Here is a 15748-nt window from a genome sequence, read left to right on the forward strand (position 1 = left end):
ACCCTAGAGATCCACCGATGAACAAGGCCCAGGAACGCGCCGCCGACGTGACGGCCCAGGTGCTTTGCGCCTATCTGAACAACAACGTCGTCTCGACCGACGACCTGCCCGACCTCGCCGCCCGCACCTATGCGGCGCTGGAGGCGGTGTTCTCGACGCCGGCCGCGCCGGTCGAACGGCCCAGTCCCGACGAGATCGCCGCCAGCGTCAGCGACGACGCGATCATCAGCTTCGAGAACGGCCGCCGCTACCGCTCGCTCAAGCGCCACCTCAACAGCCTGGGCCTGACCGAGCAGGAATACCGCGCCAAGTGGGGACTGCCCGACGACTACCCGCTGGTCGCCGCCAGCTTCTCGGACCTGCGCTCCACCGCCGCCCGCGCCGCGCGGTTCGGCACGCGGGGCTGAAATTATAAGGCCCGCCGGAGTTCGGCGGGCCTTTTGTGCGCCTACCAGGCGCCGGTGTTAGGCATCGACGCCCAGGGCTCGGCGGGCGGCAGGCTGCCGTCCTGCAGCAGCTCCACCGAGATGCCGTCGGGCGAGCGGACGAAGGCCATGTGGCCGTCGCGCGGCGGCCGGTTGATGACCACGCCCAGGTCGGCCAGGCGCTGGCAGGTCTCGTAGATGTCGTCGACCCGGTAGGCCAGGTGACCGAAGTTGCGGCCGCCCTGATAGTCTTCGGGGTCCCAATTGAAGGTCAGCTCGACCAGCGGCGCCTTGCGCTCCTTAGCCAGCTCGATGTCCTCGGGCGCGGCGAGAAACACCAGGGTGAACCGGCCCTTCTCGTTCTCCATCCGGTACATCTCCTGGAGGCCCAGGCCCTCGCAGTAGAACCGCAGCGAGGCGTCGAGATCCTTCACGCGGACCATGGTGTGCAGATAGCGCAAGGGAGCCTCCCAAGTGTTGCGAAGCGCCGATATAGCCGATCGATCAAGCCGTCGCGACCTTGCCGCGCGTCTGGCGACGCCACAGGGCCGCGTATTCGCCGTCGGCCGCCAGCAGGTCGGCGTGCGGACCGCGCTCGACCACCTTGCCCCGGCGCAGGACGATGATCTCGTCGGCGTCGGCGATGGTCGACAGCCGGTGGGCGACGACCAGGGTCGTGCGGCCTTCCCGGGCCTTGCGCAGCGTCGCCTGGATCGCCGCCTCGGTGCGGCTGTCCAGCGCGCTGGTGGCCTCGTCGAGGATCAGCACCCGCGGATCGGCCAGCAGCGCCCGGGCGATGCCCACCCGCTGGCGCTCGCCGCCCGACAGCTTCAGGCCCCGCTCGCCGACCTTCGTGTCCATGCCTTCCGGCAGATTGCCGATGAAGTCGCCCAGCTCCGCCGACCGTGCGGCGCCCCAGACCTCTTCCTCGGTCGCCTCAGGCCGCCCGAAGGCGATGTTGGCGGCGATGGTGTCGTTGAACAGAGCGACGTCCTGCGGCACCAGCGCCACGGCCCGCCGCAGCGAGACCTGGGTCAGGGCCTTCAGGTCATGGCCGTCCAGCGTCACCCGGCCGGCCTGCGGATCGATCATCCGCAGGGCCAGGCGCACCAGCGTCGTCTTGCCGGCGCCTGACGGGCCGACGATCGCGACGGTCTGGCCGGGCTTGGCGACGAAGCCGACGTCGGTGAGGCCGTCCGATCGCGCGCCGTGGCGGAACGAGACGCCCTCGAAGGCCACCGCCCCGCCACGACGATCGCCGGTCGGCGGCAGGTCGATGGCGTCCGGCGCGTCGGCGACGTCGGCGCCCTGGCGGCGCAGGTCCATCATCGACTCCATGTCGATGAACGACTGGCGGATCTCGCGATAGGCGAAGCCGAGGAAGTTCAGCGGCTGATACAGGTTCACGAGGATCAGCACGACGGCGGTGATGTCGCCCGGACCGATGCGGCCGGCGGCGGCTTCCGAGCCGGCCAGCACGGCCATGACCGCCAGGCCCAGGCTCATGACCAGCGACTGGACCACGTTCAGCAGCGACAGCGAGTTGGTCGCCTTGATCTGAGCCGCGCCGTAGGTCTTCAAGGCCTGCTCATAGGCGGCGACCGCCCGGTCCTCGGCCCCGAAGGTCTTGACCGTCTCGTAGTTCAGCAAGGCGTCGACGGCCCGGCTGGCCGCCTCTGCGTCGGCTTCGTTGAGCACGCGGCGATGGCCGATCCGCCAGTTGGAGATCGAGAAGGTCAGGACGCCGTAGATCACGACGGTGACGATGGCCGTCGCCGCGAACCGCCAGTCGTAGGCCCGCGCCAGCACGGCCGCGGCCAGCACCAGTTCGACCAGGGTCGGGGCGATGTTGAACACGAGGCCCCGGATCAGGAAATCCATGGCCCGCGCGCCGCGGTCGATGGTCCGCGACAGGGCGCCGGTCCGCTTGGTCTGGTGGAAGTCGATCGACAGCGACAGGGCGTGGGCGAAGGTCTCGGTCGCCGCGCGGTTCTGGGCCGCCTGGGCGACGGGCGTGAACACCGCGTCGCGGGCCTGGGGCGCGGCGGCGGCGATGAAGCGCACGCCGGCCCAGCCCAGCGCCAGGGCGCCGAACGACAAGGTCACCTGGGTGGCCGCGCCCTGCCCGGCCGTCAGCCGGTTGACCGCCGCGCCCAGCAGCAGCGGTGCGGCCACGCCCAGCGCCTTGCCGGCGAAGGTCAGGACCAGGGCCGCCGTCAGTCGCCAGCTCAGGCCCGGCGCCTTCGAGCGCAGGACGAGGCGCAGCAGCTCCGCCAGCGCCTCCCAGCCGGAGACCGGGCGTGAGGCTTCCGGCGTCGTGCGGGCCTGATCACGACCGGCCGAAGAAAAGCCCCTCACGAGCCGGTTCCCGGCGTGAACAGCATGGTGGTCTGGATCCCGCCGCCGGGGGTCATCCAGTCGGCGCGCCAGCCGCTTTCGAAGCGCTCCGCATGCAGGGGGCCGCCGGTCAGCCGTCCGGGCGGCGACACGTCCAGGCGGACGAGGTTCTCGCCGCCCTCGCCGGCCACCTGCACGGTGTGCGAACCGGGGCCCAGCGGCTGGGTGAGGGACAGGCTGAAGCGTCCCTGGGCGTCGACCTTGCCTTCCGCCTGGGTGGCGCGGTCGACGCGGACGCCGAAGCCGGCGCCGGGCCGGCCGACGCCGGAAATCACCGCCCCGCCCTCGCGGTCGAAGTCGATGGCCAGGATGCGCGGCGAATCGGACGGTCCCGACAGCGGCTCGGTGCCGCCGCCGGCCCGCAACAGGGCGACCGCGCCTTCCGGGGCGACGAAGAGGTAGCCTTCGGCCTGGACGGTGCGACCCTCGCGGGTCATCGACAGGCCAAAGAGACGGGGTTCGGCCGCGCCGGGCAGGATCGCGCGCCAGAGACCGCCCGCGTCCGCCTCGGTGCTGACGGCCTGGCCGGTGGGCGAGCCCAGGCGCACGGAGGCCCCGGGAGCCGCGGATCCAGACACGGCCACGCCGCCGGCCTCGACCGCGGCGGTCACCACCTTGGGCGGCGCGAGATAGGCCGCTTCCGGGTCGCGGGCCGGCTGGGCGGCCGGCGTTTCCCGGCCCCAGTTGCGCCGCCCCGCGTCGTCGCAGCCCGCCAGGGTCGCGACGAGCGCCATGGACGCTGCGAACGCCAGGGGCCACGGCTTGAAAGCGGCCTTGCGAATCCCGATCATGCGCCTTCCAAGTCTGGCGTCGGCCTGCGGCCGAGCCTGAAACACCGATGGCGCGCCCTTCCCGCTGGGAGCCGCGCCTTTTCTTTTGTTGGAGTGGACGACGATGCCCGACCTGTCTAGCGCCCTGGGATCGGTCTGCGTCTACTGCGGCTCATCGAACACGGCCGATCCGGCCTATCTGCAGGCGGCCTACGACATCGGCGGCGACTTCGCCCGGTCGGGGATCAAGCTCGTGTACGGCGGCGGCGGCGTCGGCCTGATGGGCGCGGCCGCGCGCGGCGCGCACGACGCCGGCGGCAAGGTGCTGGGCATCATCCCCGAGTTCCTGCGCGGCCGCGAACAGCCTTTCGACGACGTCGAGACGGTGATCGTCACCTCGATGCACGAGCGCAAGATGCTGATGTTCGAGCGTTCGGACGCCTTCGTCGTGTTGCCCGGCGGCATCGGCACGCTTGAGGAGATCATCGAGCTGCTGTCCTGGCGGCGCCTCGACCTGCATCGCAAGCCGATCGTCTTCCACAATCCCGACGGCTTCTGGGATCCGCTGTTCGCCCTGCTCCACCACACGATCGAGCGTGGACTGACGCCGCCGGCGCTGGCCAACGCCTGGGTCTCGGTCACGGAGGCTTCGGAAGTGACGCGGGCCGTGCTGGCCTGGGGTCTGGACGTCGATCGCGACCACGAGATCGACGTTCGCCGATTGACTTAGTTTTCAATCACAACGAACAATGTGATCAGCGTCCACCTAGAAATAGGACGCGGGGATAGGAGATGTCCATGCGTATGCTTCTGCTCGGCGGTTTCGCCGCGATTTCGCTCGTCGGCGCGGCCCAGGCCGCGACTTCCGAAGGCGCCATGCTCGTGCTCAAGGCGCCGCCGGCCAAGGCCGAACTCATTCATGACGGTGCGATCTGGCGCTGCACCGGCACCGTCTGCAAGGCGCCGACGGTCAAGGCTCTTCCGGCCGGCCGCAGCTGCCGCAAGATCGTGGCCGAGCTCGGGGCCGTGTCGGCCTTCACGTGGCGCGGCGATGCGCTCGACGCCGCCGGTATCGAGGAATGCAACGCGGCCGCCAAGCCGTAAGCCCTCCCCGCCTAAAGCGTCGGATTTCACGCCATCCCGGGCCGACCGGGATGGCGTTTTTCTTTGGTGAGAGGCGCTGAGGCGCTACTTCCTGTCCGAAGTCTTGGACGGCCGCTGCGGCGGCTTGGAGCTTCCGGGGCGAGGCCCGACCAGCAGTCCGCCCATCAGGGCGAAGGACAGCATGGCGTGGTTCATCTTCGTCACGTTCATGGCGGCGTCTCCTTGACCAGCCCGGAGCGGTTCAGGAGGGCTTCCTGAAAACGCTCCACTTGTTACGGGACCGGTCGGCAGACCGGCCCAGCCAGAAAGAGACGCGCGCGGCTTACAGGGACTCGCACCCTCCTAGTCGTCAGCGCGTCATGGGCGAAGATGCGCTCAAGCTCGCTCATGACAAGCAAAATATTCCGGGTTCGGACGATGTCCGCATGCTGAAAATGATCGCCGGCGGGACAGGTCAGTCGCCGCGAATATTGTCAGTCAACGAATGAATTAGTGAAGCGTGGCGCCATCCCGGTCCATCAGCTCATGGGTGACGGCTTCGCTCACGGCGTCGGGCTTGCCGGCGGCGGCGATGATGTTAGCCGCGGCCCGCAGCATGACGGGTTCGATACGGTCGGCCTCGCAGCCGACCAGTTCTGCGGCCAGTTCCGGCAGGTCGGCGCACAGGCGCAGCTGGCCCGCGATCCGTTGCAGGGCGTAGTTTTCCTCGAGGCCGGGGTCGTTGGCGACCACGCCGACCAGCAGCGACAGGGCGGTTTCCAGCTTGTCGGCGCGCGCCTTGGCCTCGCGGGCCTGGTCGAGCAGAAGGCGGGCGCTGGAGTCCATGGCCTCCAGAGTGTCGGCCAGTTTTTCCGGGGAGAGACCTTGGAGGGCTTCGGGGCGGAGCATCACATTCACCGTGCAGTCGATCGGGTGTTCTGCTGCGTTGAACGGTCGCACCCTGGCCGACGGGGCGGTGAAAATCGCGCTTTCAGAAAAAAGGCCGCCCGCGTCGGCGTGACGCAGGCGGCCTCTTTCGAAAAACAGCGTCGTTCCGTGGGCGGCGCCGTTTCTTAGGTGGTGTTAGGCCGCGGCGCCGAACGACAGCCCTTCATAGCGGCGCAGGTGGTGATCGACCGAGCCGAACAGGCCCTCGATGATCGTGCCTCGCTTGAAGTAGTGGCCGATGGCCAACTCGTCGGTCATGCCCATGCCGCCGTGGATCTGGATGGCGTTCTGGCCGACGAACTTGAGGGCCCGACCGATGCGCACCTTGGCGGCCGACACGGCCTTGGCGCGCTCGGCGTCGCTGTCGTCGAGCTTGATGGTGGACATGTAGGTCATCGACACCGACTGCTCGAGCTCGATGAACATGTCGACCATGCGGTGCTGCAGCACCTGGAAGTCGGCGATGGCGCGGCCGAACTGCTTGCGTTGCTTGGCGTAGTCTAGCGTGCCCTCGTGCAGCTTGCGCAGCACGCCCACGCCTTCGGCCAGGCTGGCGGCGGTGGCCTCGTCGATGACCTTCTCGACCAGCGGCAGGCCCGCGCCTTCTTCGCCGATCAGGGCGTCGGCCGGGATCGAGACGTTCTCGAAATAGACCTCCGAGGCGCGGCCGCCGTCGACGGTGGGATAGTCGCGGGTGACGACGCCCGGCAGGCTCTTGTCGATCAGGAACACCGACACCCCCGAGGCCTCGCGCTGGCCTCCGCCGGTGCGGGCGGTGACGACGAGATGCGAAGCGAACAGCGCGCCGACCACCACGGCCTTGTGGCCGTTCAGGATCCAGCCCGAACCGTCCTTCTTGGCGGTCGTCTTCAGGTCGCTCCAGGTGTAGCGGCCCTGGGGTTCGGCATAGGCGAAGGCGATGGTCGTGGTTCCGGCGACGATGCCCTCAATGACCGAAGCAGCGCCGGCGTAGCCCGAATGCTTCATGAAGCCGCCGCCGATGACGACGGTGCCGAGATAGGGCTCGATGACCAGCGCTTTGCCGAACTCCTCCATGATGATCATGTTGTCGATCGCGCCGCCGCCCAGGCCGCCCAGCTCCTCGCTGAACGAGGCCCCCAGGATGCCCAGCTCTTCGGCGAAGGCCTGCCAGTAGTCGGCGCGCCAGCCGCTTTCCGAGGCCACGATCTTACGGCGGGTCTCGAAGTCGTACTTGTCCTGCAGGAAGCTCGCGACCGTGTCGCGGACCATCGACTGCTCTTCGGTGAAGTTGAAATCCATCCCTGAAATCCCTTGTTCTCAAAGCTCCGAGGCCGCGTTCCGCCGGGCCTGCCAGGAGCGTCGTTGATTGGATTGTGAAGCCCTCCCCGTTTCCGGGGAGGGAGAAGACGTCAGAGCCCGAGCACCATCTTGGCGATGATGTTGCGCTGGATCTCGTTGGAGCCGCCGTAGATCGAGGTCTTGCGGACGTTGAAATAGGTCGGCGCGGCGCGGTGGGCGAAGTCGGGACCGATCGGATGGGCGTTGTCGCCGTCCTTCGGGAAGCCGCGGAAATAGGGCGCGCCGTAGTGACCCGCCGCCTCCAGGGCCAGTTCGGTGATCCGCTGCTGGATCTCGGTGCCCTTGATCTTCAGCACGCTGGATTCGGGACCGGGGCCCTTGCCGGCGGCTTCGCCCGCCAGGGTGCGCAGTTCGGTGTATTCCAGCGCCGTCAGGTCGATCTCCAGTTCGGCGATCTTGCGCTTGAACATCGGGTCCTTGATCAGCACGTCGCCGTCGTCCGAAAGCTCGGTCGAGGCGATGGCGCGGATGCGTTCGATGCCGCGCTTGGAGCGGGCGACACCGGCGATGCCGGAGCGCTCGTGGGCCAGCAGGAACTTGGCGCAGGTCCAGCCCTTGTTCTCGTCGAAGATGCGGTTCTCGACCGGCACCTTGACGTTCTCGAGCCAGACTTCGTTGACCTCGTGCTCGCCGCCCAGGGTGATGATCGGGCGCACGGTGACGCCCGGCGACTTCATGTCGATCAGCAGGAACGAGATGCCTTCCTGGATCTTGGCGTTCGGGTCGGTGCGGACCAGGCAGAAGATCCAGTCGCCGTGCTGGGCCAGGGTGGTCCAGGTCTTCTGGCCGTTGACCAGATAGTATTCCTTGCCGTCGTCGCCGGTGAAGCGCTCGGCCTTGGTCTTGAGGCTGGCCAGGTCTGAGCCGGCGCCCGGCTCGCTGTAGCCCTGGGCCCACCAGATCTCGCCCGACAGGGTCGGCGGCAGGAAGCGTTCCTTCTGCTCCGGCGTGGCGAAGGTGTAGATCACCGGCCCGACCATGTTGATGCCGAACGGCAGGATCGGCACGCAGTCGGCGCGGGCGGTCTCTTCCGACCAGATGTAGCGCTGAACCGAGGTCCAGCCCGGGCCGCCGTACTTCTGCGGCCAAGCCGGGGCGACCCAGCCCTTCTTGGCGAGCGTGCGGTGCCAGGAGAGGAAGTCCTCCTTGGACATCTCCTCGCCCTCCTCCTGCCGCTCGCGCAGGCCCTCGGGGTAGTTCTGGGCGATGAAGGCGCGAACCTCGTCGCGGAAGGCCAGGTCTTCAGGCGAAAAGTCGAGGTTCATGGCAGGCTCCCGAACATGGCCGACTGGGGCGGCCTTCTCTGTTGTTTCGGGGCGATGATAGGAGCCAAACGAGCGTTTGGAAAGATGACGCTTGGGTCAACGTAAACGGCGTTCACCCAAGCTTCGGGAAGTACGTCAGCGAACCTCGCAGGCCAGGCGTACGAGCGCCACGGCAGATGCGCCGCCGACGCCTTCCTCGCCCTCGATCTCCAGCGACAGCAGCGGCGATTTGCCCAGCTTCTCCAGCAAGCGGGCGTGGCCGGGACCAGCGACATGCGCGGCGACGGCGTGGGCGATCAGGTCGGGATCGATGACGTGCAGCACGGCGGCGGCCGCCGCGGCGGCGTAGCCGTCGAGCAGAACCGGGATCTTCTGGACGCGGGCGGCCAGGATGGCCCCGGCGACGGCGGCGGTCTCGCGGCCGCCCAGCTGGCGCAGGACCTCCAGCGGATCGGAGAGATCGCCCTCGCCACGCGCGCGCTCGACGGCGGCGGAAACGTCGGCGGTCGCCTCGGTCCAGTCGCCGGCTTCGCCGCCGAACAGGGCCAGGGCGATGGCGGCGGCGTCACGATGGGCTTCGGCGGCGATCACGCCGGGGATCAGCAGGTCGGGCTGCTTGGCCAGGGCTTCCATGCCGAAGGCCATGGTCGCGGCGCATTCCTTCTCGCTCATCGAGGCCTTCTGGCGCGCGTCGGGCGTCGGGCGGTCGATGGCGAGGTCGAAGGCCTCCAGGCCCGCGCCCTGGGCGCCGGCCAGGCGGCAGACGGTCGCGCCGCCCGAGGCGACGGCTTCAAGGCGATCGCGAGCGTAACCGCGCGGACCGACACCCTGCCGAGCGCCGGCATAGAGGGCGATAACCGGCCGGTTGACCGAAGGGGGATTGCGGCCGGTCCAGGCCGTCAGCCAGGCCGAAATCTCGGCCAGACGGCCGCCGTCGGCCGGAGGAACGAAGACGCCTGGCGCGGGAAGGTCGGCGGCCAGGCGGCGGATGTCGGCGAAGGGCGAAGCGGCGGCGGAAGCGGTCATGGGCGCGGACTTAAACCCGTCCGCGCCCGATGCAAGCGCATCGCGCCAGATTGTTGGCGCGATGCGAAGAAATCAGGCCCGCGAAATCAGCTTTGGCCCAGCGACTTGCAGGCGCCGTCGCGCTCCTCGACCAGGGCCGACTTGGCGGCGCCCTCGGCGTTGGCGGCTTCGCGCTTGGCGTCCAGGCGGGCGCTGTCCGCGCGGTCTTCGGTCGAGCTGTGGCGACCCTGACGCTGAGTCTTGATCAGCGATTTCAGGGCGGTCGGATCGGCTTCGCCCAAGGCCTTGGTTTCGGTCAGACCCAGGCAGCGGTTGGCGCGGACGAATTGAGCGTCGTTCAGGCGTTCGGCGGCCAGGGCCGGCGCGGCGACGGCGGCGAGCGAGGCGGCGGCGAGCAGGATGACGGTGGTGCGCATGGCATTGTCCCCAGTGGTTGAAATCGGGCCGCGCGATCGCTGGACGTCGAGCGGCTTGCGCGCGACGCCGCGGACGGCGACATTCGGTCATGATTTCCGAGAACCGCCCTCCCCGTCCGATCGTCACCCCTTGCGTGAAGGTGTGCGCGGTCGATGGCGCGAGCGGCTTCTGTCTCGGTTGCCGACGGACCCTGCAGGAGATCGCCGGCTGGTCGCGCTACAGCGACGAGGAGCGCGCGGCGATCATGACCGCCCTGCCCCTTCGCCCCGATCCGATGGAGAGCCTGATGGCCGCCCAGTCGGCTTCGCGCGGTTGAAGCATCCTCAGGTTCTCGAAAGTATCTTCAGGCTCTGCATCAAGGTTGTTCCCGAGGCGTCTTTTCAACGCTGGTGAACATGCGACCTTGGGCCTGAGCTTTGAAGTTAAATCCAGTCAATGAACTTTATTACATGTTGCGGATGGAATGTTACGACGAGTTAACTGGGAGTCCTGAAGACACTTTGTTAACCAAGTAAATCCGCATTCCGATTCACGGGTTGAAAACGCCTTTCGCCCTACTGTGCAGTCAATGGTCGTAGAAACGGCCGAAAAGCCTGCAAGGCGGGGTGCTTTCGATGCTCAAGTTCACGGCGATCGCGATTGTCGGTGCGTTGTCGGCGGTAGGTGCGGCCAAGGCCGTGACCTCGCTCGACAGCTCGCTGCGTCAATCGTCACCGGGTCCTGCCGCCGCGGCCGCCGCCACCCTGGGCGACGCCGGCGCCGCGCAGCTGACCAAGGGCCCCGACGGCCACTTCTGGGCCGAGGCCAAGGTCGACGGCCGCGCCGTACGTTTCCTGGTCGACACCGGCGCCACCGCCGTCTCGCTGAGCAAGGCCGACGCCCAGCGCCTGGGCATCGACGTCGCCAAGCTGAACTACGAGTACGACGTGGTCACCGCCGACGGCCGCACCCGCGCCGCCTCGGTCAAGCTGGGCAGCGTCGCCATCGCCGGCGCCAAGGTGGCCAATGTCGACGCCCTGGTGATCGAGAGCGGCCTGGAGACCTCGCTGCTGGGCATGAGCTATCTGGGCCGGCTGTCGCGCTTCGAGGCGACCCCGCGATCGCTGATCCTGCACCCCTGAGCCCACACCCCTGTTTCTAGGCCGGGCGCATGATCGCCCGGAATTCTTGCACGATCCCGCAGAACCGTGCTCGCCGCCATTGGCCTTCACGCCCACCGGCGCTAACCTGTCGTCATGCAAACCTCCCCAGCGTCGACGCCTGTCGGCTGCCCTCGCCATCCGGCCCTAGCCGAGGCGATTGAACGATCCATGCCGGCGGACGGCGTGCATCCCACCGCCATCCCGGGCATGTGGCTGGCCCGCATGTCGCAGCCCAGCCCGCCGGTGCACGGTGTGCACGAGGCGGCCGTCTGCATCATCGCCCAAGGCCGCAAGCAGGTGATGCTGGGCGAAGAGGTCTATGTCTACGACCACGCCCGATTCCTGGTGGTTTCGGTCGATGTGCCCGTGGTCGGCCAGGTGATCGAGGCCAGCGAAGACGCGCCCTATCTCTGCGTGCGGCTCGACATCGACCCGCGCCGGCTGAATGAACTGATCCTGGAGATCGACCCTGGCCCGGTCCGCAACGCCCCGGCTCCCGGCATGGCGCTGAGCGAGACGACGCCGGAGCTGCTCGACGCGACGGTGCGGCTGGTCCGCCTGCTGGAGACGCCGGGCGATATCCCTGTCCTCGCGCCGCTGATCCAGCGCGAGATCCTCTACCGGCTGCTGCGCACCGACCAGGGCCCGCGCCTACGCGAGATCGCCGCCTGCGAAAGCCGTCTGGGCCAGGTCTCGCGGGCGATCCACTGGCTGAGGACCAACTATCACCTGCCGTTCCGGATGGAGACGCTGGCCTCCGAGGCGCGGATGAGCCCCTCGGCCCTGCACCAGCACTTCAAGGCCGTCACGGCGATGAGCCCGCTGCAGTATCAGAAGCAGCTGCGCCTGCAGGAGGCCCGCCGGTTGATCCTGGCCCAGGGCCTGGACGCGGCCACCGCCGGGCACAACGTCGGCTACGACAGCCCCTCGCAGTTCAGCCGCGAATACGCCCGGCTGTTTGGCGCCCCGCCGCTGCGCGACGCCACCCGGCTGCGGGCTCGCCCGGAGTTGGTCAGGACTGCGTGACCGCGCCCTCGGGAGCAACGCCGGCGGCCGCGTCATAGACGGCCTGGTCGAGAATGCCTTCCTGCTTGGCCACCAGGGTCGGCACCAGGGCCTGGCCGGCGACGTTCACGGCCGTGCGGCCCATGTCGAGGATCGGGTCGATGGCCAGCAGCAGGCCCGCGCCTTCCAGCGGCAGGCCCAGGGTCGACAGCGTCAGGGTCAGCATGACCGTCGCGCCCGTCAGGCCGGCCGTGGCGGCCGAGCCCAGCACCGAGACGGCGACGATCAGGGCGTAGTCGGCCACGCCCAGCGGCAGGTGGTAGAACTGGGCGATGAAGATCGCCGACAGGGCCGGATAGATGGCCGCGCAGCCGTCCATCTTGGTGGTCGCGCCCAGGGGCACGGCGAAGGCGGCGTAGGCCCGCGGCACGCCCAGGCCGGCCTCGGTCACCGTCTCGGTCACCGGCAGGGTGCCGATCGACGAGCGCGAGACGAACGCTAGCTGGATCGCCGGCCAGGCGCTGGCGAAGAACTTCAGCGGGTTGAGGCCATGCGCGGTCAGCAGGATCGGATAGACGACGAACAGCACCAGACCGAGGCCGATATAGATCGCGCCGGTGAAGGCGCCGAGTTGGCCAAGCGTCGTCCAGCCGTACTGGGCGACGGCGTTGCCGAGCAGGCCCACGGTGCCGATTGGCGTCAGGCGGATCACCCAGCCCAGCACCTTGCGCACGACCGCCAGGGCCGAGGCGTTGAAGGCCAGGAAGCCTTCGCCGGCCGGACCCACGCGCAGGGCGGCGATGCCGGCGGCCAGCGAGATCACCAGGATCTGCAGCACGTTGAACGACAGCGAGGTGCTGGCGCCGCTATCGCCGACCTTGGTCGAGGCGTTCAGGCCCAGGATGTTGGACGGGATGAGCCCGGTCAGGAAGTCGAGCCACGAGCCGTTGGTGCGCGGCGCGGCGGCGGTCGCGGCGTCGAGCACGGCGTGCGCGCCCGGCTTCAGCACGACGCCGAGGGTGATGCCGATGGCCACCGCGATCAGGGCGGTGATCGCGAACCACAGAAGGGTCTTCCAGACCAGGCGGGCGGCGTTCTGCAGTTCGCGCAGGTTGGCGATGCTGGCGACGATGGCCGTGAACACCAGCGGCGGCACCAGCACGCGCAGCAGCTGGATGAAGATCGAACCGACCTGATGCAGGACCTCGGCCAGGGCGTGACCCGCCTGCCCTTCCTCGACGCCCAGCCGGCGCGCGAGCAGGCCAAGGCCCAGTCCGGCGAGCATGCCGACCAGCACCTGGACGCCGAAGCCGCTGATGAAGCGGCTGGAGGGGGCGGTCGCCTGCGCCATGGGTTGTTTCCTGCTCATAAGAGACGGCTCACACCGCCCCAAAACTCATAAAACATCGGATGCCGGGTCGCTGCGCATGCAGACACGCCGGAAATCTGGAATTTTCCTGCTCGCGCATATGAAGCGCGCGGTCGAACCAGTTTTTGTGCGATCGGGCGCCAGCCAAGCTGCAAGAGGGCGCGGCGGCGGCATGTCGCATGGTAAACCCCGACCGCGCCCCCTAGGCTGGAAGCGCCTCCTCCTCCCGTCCGCTTACCCTCGGAGCCGCCATGAGCACCTCCTTCCTGATCGGCGCGATCATCGGCTCCGCCTTGTTCATCGTCCTGGGCCGCGCGCCCGCCGAGAAGCTGCTGGCGGTGATCCAGGCCCGCATCGGCAAGCGCTGAGCGCCACGCCAAGAAGTTCCGTTCCTCGCCCCATGTTTTCGCGGGGCCACACACGCGATCGTGTCGGAACGAAGTCTTGATCAGCGCCTTTCTTCTGCATCGGACGCGCCAAGGCGCGCCAGGAAATGTTCAGGAGGCGCTCATGTCCATTCTCGCCTGGATCGTTCTGGGTCTCGTGGCCGGCTTCATCGCCAGCAAACTCGTAAGCCGCACCGGCGGTAGTCTGCTTGTCGACCTGGTGCTCGGCATCGTCGGCGCTCTGGTCGGCGGCTTCGTGTTCAACCAGTTCGGCGCTTCGGGCGTCTCGGGCTTCAATCTCTACAGCCTGCTGGTGGCGACCGTCGGCGCGGTGATCGTGCTGGCCATCTACCACCTGCTGGCCGGACGCCGCGCACTCTAGTCGCGACCACCCAGTCGAACGAAAGACGCCCTCGGCCATCCGGCCGGGGGCGTTTTCTTTGCGTGCCGGCGGAGCGTCGTCAGTGGGTCTTCTCGCCGCCGAGCTCCTCCATCAACTCGGCCTTGCGGGCCTCGAGCCGCTCGCCCATGGCCTCGAGATCCTCGTCGCCCTGCTTGGCTTGAGCGAACACGCCGCCGGGCTGCTCCTCTTCCTTGACGTGGTGCTTGATGTACTCGCCCAGCACCTTGACCTTGGCGTCGTAGAACTCCTCGGACGGCTGCATCGCCTCGATCTCGGCGATCAGCTTCTTGGCCCCGTCGTGCTCGACATAGGCTTCGTCCAGCAGGTCGTCCTCCACCTCGCCGCGGCTTTCCGGATAGAGGATCTCCTCCTCGATCTGGGTGTGGACCTTGAGCGCCAGGGCGATCTTGTTGAACAGCGCCAGCTTCTCGGCGTCGCTTTCGAGCTGCTCGTACTCGTCGAACATCGCCTCGACCTCGCGATGATCGGCCTTCAGCAGGCGGATCGCCAGAGGATCGCGGCGGCCGGTGCGGCGCGTGCGGCGGGCCGAGGCGGACTTGGACTTGGCTTTCGAGGTGGACTTGGCGGCTGCGGCCATGTGGCGTCTCCCTGAGTGTTCAGCTTCCCCGACTGGTCATTCAAACCCTCGCGCCGACACGGACGTTCCGTGCGAACATTTCTCAATATCTTCCGTCGGATAGCCGACGCTGATTGATCCTACTGGCCAGATGTCTACCGGTGTCATATTCCTTGGCGAAACGATCCGGGGAGGACGCGGGCCATGACCATTTCCAGTTTCGCCAGGCGGCTCGCCCTGGCGGCCACGGCCCTGACCGCCCTGGTCGGCGCCGCGCCGCTGCGTCTGACCGTGGCCGTCGACGGCAAGGCCGATCACCGGACGCTGCAGGCCGCGATCGACGCCCTGCCCGACGGCGGCGGCGAGATCGACATCGCGCCGGGAACCTATCGCGAGAAGCTGTCGATCCCGCGAAACGGCGTGCGGCTGGTCGGCAAGGGCAAGCGGCCGCAGGACGTGGTGCTTGTGTACGGCGACGCCTCGGCGACGGTCGGCGGGACGCTGAAATCCTCCTCGGTGACGGTGTCGGGCGACGATTTCCTGGCCCGCAACCTGACCATCCAGAACGACTATCATCTCACAAACAGTCAGCCCTCGCAGGCCGTGGCCCTGGCGCTGATGGGCGACCGGGCCCAGCTCTACAAGGTGCGCCTCTTGGGCGCGCAGGACACGCTCTACGCCGCCAGCCGCAAGGGCAAATCGCCGAGCCGGCAGTACTTCCGCGACTGCTACATCGAGGGCCACGTCGACTTCATCTTCGGCGACAGCAAGGCGGTATTCGATCGCTGCGTCATCCATGGCATCGCCAACGCCACGGTGATGATCACCGCCCAGAGCAAGAACGCGCCAGAGCAGGACAGCGGCTACGTCTTCGACCGTTGCACGATCACCGCCGACCCGAAGGTGGGCGAGCTGTGGCTGGGCCGGGCCTGGCGGCCCTACGCGACCGTCGTGTTCCTGCGCACGAAGATCGACGCTGATTTGCAGCCCAGGGGCTGGCGGGAGTGGACGCCGGGCAAGACCGAGACCTTCAAGACGGCCTACTACGCCGAATACGCCTCGACCGGGCGCGGGGCCAATCCCGCAGCGCGCGAGCCGACCGCCCACGCCCTGGACGCGAAGACGGCGGAGCGCTGGGCGCCCCGCCGCTTTCTGTCGGGTCCGGACGGGTGGAAGCCCGGCCGGTTCTGATAG

19 protein-coding genes are annotated in these 15748 nt (G+C 68.3%); 8 read left to right on the forward strand and 11 right to left on the reverse strand.

The window, feature by feature from the left end; all coding sequences use genetic code 11:
- Positions 1–17 precede the first annotated feature (17 nt).
- The gene (locus tag AC07NG_RS19485; protein WP_158285938.1) at positions 18–407 is read left to right on the forward strand and encodes a Ros/MucR family transcriptional regulator; all 390 of its coding nucleotides are present in this window, start codon (positions 18–20) and stop codon (positions 405–407) included.
- 41 nt (positions 408–448) lie between these two features.
- Here AC07NG_RS19485 and AC07NG_RS19490 read toward each other — a convergent pair whose 3' ends face one another.
- Genes AC07NG_RS19490 through AC07NG_RS19500 form a run of 3 tightly spaced genes read right to left on the reverse strand, consistent with a single transcriptional unit; the run spans position 449 to position 3613 of the window.
- The gene (locus AC07NG_RS19490) at positions 449–886 is read right to left on the reverse strand and encodes a VOC family protein (RefSeq protein WP_494595775.1); all 438 of its coding nucleotides are present in this window, start codon (positions 884–886) and stop codon (positions 449–451) included.
- A 43-nt stretch (positions 887–929) separates the two neighbouring features.
- The gene (locus tag AC07NG_RS19495; RefSeq protein ID WP_494595841.1) at positions 930–2855 is read right to left on the reverse strand and encodes an ABCB family ABC transporter ATP-binding protein/permease; all 1926 of its coding nucleotides are present in this window, start codon (positions 2853–2855) and stop codon (positions 930–932) included.
- Positions 2780–3613: a hypothetical protein gene (locus tag AC07NG_RS19500; RefSeq protein WP_494595777.1), complete on the reverse strand. Its 834-nt coding sequence runs from the start codon at positions 3611–3613 to the stop codon at positions 2780–2782. The genes AC07NG_RS19495 and AC07NG_RS19500 overlap by 76 nt, the downstream gene beginning before the upstream one ends.
- A gap of 103 nt (positions 3614–3716) precedes the next feature.
- On the opposite strand from AC07NG_RS19500, the gene AC07NG_RS19505 reads away from it, so the two are divergent.
- Positions 3717–4322 carry an LOG family protein gene (locus tag AC07NG_RS19505; protein WP_487289298.1) on the forward strand — a complete coding sequence of 202 codons (606 nt, stop codon included), beginning with the start codon at positions 3717–3719 and terminating at the stop codon, positions 4320–4322.
- A gap of 68 nt (positions 4323–4390) precedes the next feature.
- The gene (locus tag AC07NG_RS19510; protein WP_487289297.1) at positions 4391–4696 is read left to right on the forward strand and encodes a DUF8200 family protein; all 306 of its coding nucleotides are present in this window, start codon (positions 4391–4393) and stop codon (positions 4694–4696) included.
- 84 nt (positions 4697–4780) lie between these two features.
- Here AC07NG_RS19510 and AC07NG_RS19515 read toward each other — a convergent pair whose 3' ends face one another.
- The 6 genes from AC07NG_RS19515 to AC07NG_RS19540 all read right to left on the reverse strand — a co-directional run bounded on the left by AC07NG_RS19515 (position 4781) and on the right by AC07NG_RS19540 (position 9671).
- Positions 4781–4906 (reverse strand): hypothetical protein, encoded by a 126-nt coding sequence (locus tag AC07NG_RS19515; RefSeq protein WP_494595778.1) that lies wholly within the window; start codon positions 4904–4906, stop codon positions 4781–4783.
- A 279-nt stretch (positions 4907–5185) separates the two neighbouring features.
- Complete coding sequence (locus AC07NG_RS19520) at positions 5186–5584, reverse strand: hypothetical protein (protein ID WP_110121657.1); 399 nt, start codon at positions 5582–5584, stop codon at positions 5186–5188.
- 174 nt (positions 5585–5758) lie between these two features.
- Entirely contained in the window at positions 5759–6904 is a 1146-nt protein-coding gene (locus AC07NG_RS19525) for an acyl-CoA dehydrogenase family protein (protein WP_494595780.1), read from the reverse strand.
- Positions 6905–7014: 110 nt separating this feature from the next.
- A complete protein-coding gene (locus AC07NG_RS19530; protein ID WP_494595781.1) occupies positions 7015–8229 on the reverse strand; it encodes an acyl-CoA dehydrogenase family protein in 1215 nt (404 codons plus the stop codon).
- Positions 8230–8364: 135 nt separating this feature from the next.
- Positions 8365–9255, reverse strand: a complete 891-nt coding sequence (locus AC07NG_RS19535; RefSeq protein ID WP_494595783.1) for a nicotinate-nucleotide--dimethylbenzimidazole phosphoribosyltransferase — start codon at positions 9253–9255, stop codon at positions 8365–8367.
- Between the two features lie 86 nt (positions 9256–9341).
- Positions 9342–9671 carry a hypothetical protein gene (locus AC07NG_RS19540; RefSeq protein WP_487289292.1) on the reverse strand — a complete coding sequence of 110 codons (330 nt, stop codon included), beginning with the start codon at positions 9669–9671 and terminating at the stop codon, positions 9342–9344.
- Positions 9672–9760: 89 nt separating this feature from the next.
- On the opposite strand from AC07NG_RS19540, the gene AC07NG_RS19545 reads away from it, so the two are divergent.
- The 3 genes from AC07NG_RS19545 (at position 9761) to AC07NG_RS19555 (ending at position 11840) form a co-directional block, all read left to right on the forward strand.
- The gene (locus tag AC07NG_RS19545; protein WP_494595784.1) at positions 9761–9988 is read left to right on the forward strand and encodes a DUF1289 domain-containing protein; all 228 of its coding nucleotides are present in this window, start codon (positions 9761–9763) and stop codon (positions 9986–9988) included.
- Positions 9989–10277: 289 nt separating this feature from the next.
- The gene (locus tag AC07NG_RS19550) at positions 10278–10793 is read left to right on the forward strand and encodes a TIGR02281 family clan AA aspartic protease (protein ID WP_494595786.1); all 516 of its coding nucleotides are present in this window, start codon (positions 10278–10280) and stop codon (positions 10791–10793) included.
- Positions 10794–10982: 189 nt separating this feature from the next.
- On the forward strand, positions 10983–11840 hold the full coding sequence (locus tag AC07NG_RS19555; RefSeq protein WP_492855352.1) for an AraC family transcriptional regulator: 858 nt from the start codon (positions 10983–10985) through the stop codon (positions 11838–11840).
- On the opposite strand, the gene AC07NG_RS19560 is transcribed toward AC07NG_RS19555, so the two are convergent.
- Entirely contained in the window at positions 11827–13170 is a 1344-nt protein-coding gene (locus AC07NG_RS19560) for a dicarboxylate/amino acid:cation symporter (RefSeq protein WP_494595788.1), read from the reverse strand. The two genes, AC07NG_RS19555 and AC07NG_RS19560, sit on opposite strands and share 14 nt — an antisense overlap.
- A gap of 528 nt (positions 13171–13698) precedes the next feature.
- Here AC07NG_RS19560 and AC07NG_RS19565 point away from each other — a divergent pair.
- Positions 13699–13956: a GlsB/YeaQ/YmgE family stress response membrane protein gene (locus tag AC07NG_RS19565; protein WP_487289288.1), complete on the forward strand. Its 258-nt coding sequence runs from the start codon at positions 13699–13701 to the stop codon at positions 13954–13956.
- A gap of 79 nt (positions 13957–14035) precedes the next feature.
- Here AC07NG_RS19565 and AC07NG_RS19570 read toward each other — a convergent pair whose 3' ends face one another.
- Positions 14036–14575 carry a hemerythrin domain-containing protein gene (locus AC07NG_RS19570; RefSeq protein WP_494595790.1) on the reverse strand — a complete coding sequence of 180 codons (540 nt, stop codon included), beginning with the start codon at positions 14573–14575 and terminating at the stop codon, positions 14036–14038.
- 183 nt (positions 14576–14758) lie between these two features.
- Here AC07NG_RS19570 and AC07NG_RS19575 point away from each other — a divergent pair, with 183 nt between their 5' ends.
- The gene (locus AC07NG_RS19575; RefSeq protein WP_494595792.1) at positions 14759–15745 is read left to right on the forward strand and encodes a pectinesterase family protein; all 987 of its coding nucleotides are present in this window, start codon (positions 14759–14761) and stop codon (positions 15743–15745) included.
- The last annotated feature ends 3 nt before the right edge of the window (positions 15746–15748 follow it).

The organism is Caulobacter sp. GW821-FHT10C03, assembly GCF_059415485.1.

What these genes read in the sequence shown, in the direction of transcription:
- AC07NG_RS19560 (WP_494595788.1), bottom strand. Translation starts at nt 13,170, where the DNA reads ATGGCGCAGGCGACCGCCCCCTCCAGCCGCTTCATCAGCGGCTTCGGC.
- AC07NG_RS19565 (WP_487289288.1), top strand. Translation starts at nt 13,699, where the DNA reads ATGTCCATTCTCGCCTGGATCGTTCTGGGTCTCGTGGCCGGCTTCATC.
- AC07NG_RS19485 (WP_158285938.1), top strand. Translation starts at nt 18, where the DNA reads ATGAACAAGGCCCAGGAACGCGCCGCCGACGTGACGGCCCAGGTGCTT.
- AC07NG_RS19575 (WP_494595792.1), top strand. Translation starts at nt 14,759, where the DNA reads ATGACCATTTCCAGTTTCGCCAGGCGGCTCGCCCTGGCGGCCACGGCC.
- AC07NG_RS19520 (WP_110121657.1), bottom strand. Translation starts at nt 5,584, where the DNA reads ATGCTCCGCCCCGAAGCCCTCCAAGGTCTCTCCCCGGAAAAACTGGCC.
- AC07NG_RS19530 (WP_494595781.1), bottom strand. Translation starts at nt 8,229, where the DNA reads ATGAACCTCGACTTTTCGCCTGAAGACCTGGCCTTCCGCGACGAGGTT.
- AC07NG_RS19545 (WP_494595784.1), top strand. Translation starts at nt 9,761, where the DNA reads ATGATTTCCGAGAACCGCCCTCCCCGTCCGATCGTCACCCCTTGCGTG.
- AC07NG_RS19570 (WP_494595790.1), bottom strand. Translation starts at nt 14,575, where the DNA reads ATGGCCGCAGCCGCCAAGTCCACCTCGAAAGCCAAGTCCAAGTCCGCC.
- AC07NG_RS19500 (WP_494595777.1), bottom strand. Translation starts at nt 3,613, where the DNA reads ATGATCGGGATTCGCAAGGCCGCTTTCAAGCCGTGGCCCCTGGCGTTC.
- AC07NG_RS19515 (WP_494595778.1), bottom strand. Translation starts at nt 4,906, where the DNA reads ATGAACGTGACGAAGATGAACCACGCCATGCTGTCCTTCGCCCTGATG.
- AC07NG_RS19535 (WP_494595783.1), bottom strand. Translation starts at nt 9,255, where the DNA reads ATGACCGCTTCCGCCGCCGCTTCGCCCTTCGCCGACATCCGCCGCCTG.
- AC07NG_RS19505 (WP_487289298.1), top strand. Translation starts at nt 3,717, where the DNA reads ATGCCCGACCTGTCTAGCGCCCTGGGATCGGTCTGCGTCTACTGCGGC.
- AC07NG_RS19510 (WP_487289297.1), top strand. Translation starts at nt 4,391, where the DNA reads ATGCGTATGCTTCTGCTCGGCGGTTTCGCCGCGATTTCGCTCGTCGGC.
- AC07NG_RS19540 (WP_487289292.1), bottom strand. Translation starts at nt 9,671, where the DNA reads ATGCGCACCACCGTCATCCTGCTCGCCGCCGCCTCGCTCGCCGCCGTC.
- AC07NG_RS19555 (WP_492855352.1), top strand. Translation starts at nt 10,983, where the DNA reads ATGCCGGCGGACGGCGTGCATCCCACCGCCATCCCGGGCATGTGGCTG.
- AC07NG_RS19525 (WP_494595780.1), bottom strand. Translation starts at nt 6,904, where the DNA reads ATGGATTTCAACTTCACCGAAGAGCAGTCGATGGTCCGCGACACGGTC.